Origin of the sequence: Salinicola sp. MH3R3-1 (assembly GCF_001937155.1) — a bacterium.
Classification (GTDB): domain Bacteria; phylum Pseudomonadota; class Gammaproteobacteria; order Pseudomonadales; family Halomonadaceae; genus Salinicola; species Salinicola halophyticus.
In genome coordinates this window covers 1-1,407 of sequence record NZ_MSDP01000078.1, presented here as the reverse complement: position 1 = coordinate 1,407, position 1,407 = coordinate 1, and the positions used below count along the sequence as shown (strand labels likewise).

The 1,407-nt window shown below is 52.9% G+C and carries 2 tRNA genes and 2 rRNA genes; all 4 read left to right on the top strand.

Annotated features, from left to right (window positions below):
• Nucleotides 1–398: ribosomal RNA gene (locus BTW08_RS18405) — 16S ribosomal RNA — on the top strand; the annotation flags it as partial.
• A gap of 174 nt (nucleotides 399–572) precedes the next feature.
• A tRNA-Ile gene (locus BTW08_RS18400) sits at nucleotides 573–649 on the top strand.
• Nucleotides 650–751: 102 nt separating this feature from the next.
• Nucleotides 752–827 (top strand) — tRNA-Ala (locus BTW08_RS18395).
• 222 nt (nucleotides 828–1,049) lie between these two features.
• A 23S ribosomal RNA gene (locus BTW08_RS18390) occupies nucleotides 1,050–1,407 on the top strand; the annotation flags it as partial.

Genomic DNA, 1,407 nt, shown 5'->3' with positions numbered 1-1,407 from the left:
AACTCTAAGGAGACTGCCGGTGACAAACCGGAGGAAGGTGGGGACGACGTCAAGTCATCATGGCCCTTACGGGTAGGGCTACACACGTGCTACAATGGCCGGTACAAAGGGCTGCGAGATCGCGAGATGGAGCGAATCCCAGAAAGCCGGCCTCAGTTCGGATCGGAGTCTGCAACTCGACTCCGTGAAGTCGGAATCGCTAGTAATCGTGAATCAGAATGTCACGGTGAATACGTTCCCGGGCCTTGTACACACCGCCCGTCACACCATGGGAGTGGACTGCACCAGAAGTGGTTAGCTTAACCTTCGGGAGAGCGATCACCACGGTGTGGTTCATGACTGGGGTGAAGTCGTAACAAGGTAGCCGTAGGGGAACCTGCGGCTGGATCACCTCCTTAAACGACCAGCTTAGCGTGGTTCAAGTGTCCACAATCAATTACCTGATCGGCCAGAGCAAGACTGTTTGGGTCTGTAGCTCAGTTGGTTAGAGCGCACCCCCTGACCTTAAATGGAAAGGAGGGTGAGGTCGGCTGACCGATCTACAGGATAGGCTTAGCAGTTGATACGGTGCTGGGTCTGTAGCTCAGTTGGTTAGAGCGCACCCCTGATAAGGGTGAGGTCGGCAGTTCGAGTCTGCCCAGACCCACCAAAATCTTCTTGATTCAGCGTTAAAGTCCGACTCGCTTATACCCCATAAACGTCGTCGTCCTTTGCCTTGTCTCAAAAAGATTTCCAGTATTTGGATTATCATGGGGCCTTAGCTCAGCTGGGAGAGCGCCTGCCTTGCACGCAGGAGGTCAGCGGTTCGATCCCGCTAGGCTCCACCAGTTCCTACCGCAGGAACATACCTAACAGTCTTGATGTTGAAATTAGTTGAAAGCGTTCATCGCAAGATGAGGGTTTTCAACTGCTTTCAGCAGTCGCTCTTTAACAATTTGGATCATGCTGACAGTTCTTCTCTTCGGAGAAGAACGAAACGAGATACGTCTCAAGCGTATCCGGCAATTGTCGAATGATTTAATCACTGACCAGACCCTTTCGGGTTATATGGTCAAGCGATTAAGCGCACACGGTGGATGCCTTGGCAGCCAGAGGCGATGAAGGACGTTGTAGCCTGCGATAAGGTTCGGTGAGGTGGCAAACAACCTGCGACCCGGACATTTCCGAATGGGGAAACCCACCCAGCATAAGCTGGGTATCCCACACTGCATCCATAGGTGTTGGGAAGCGAACCCGGAGAACTGAAACATCTAAGTACCCGGAGGAAAAGAAATCAACCGAGATTCCCCTAGTAGCGGCGAGCGAACGGGGAGTAGCCCTTAAGCATGTGACTGGTTAGACGAACGTGCCTGGAAAGGCCGGCCGTAGCGGGTGATAGCCCCGTAGTCGAAAACCTGAATGTGTGAA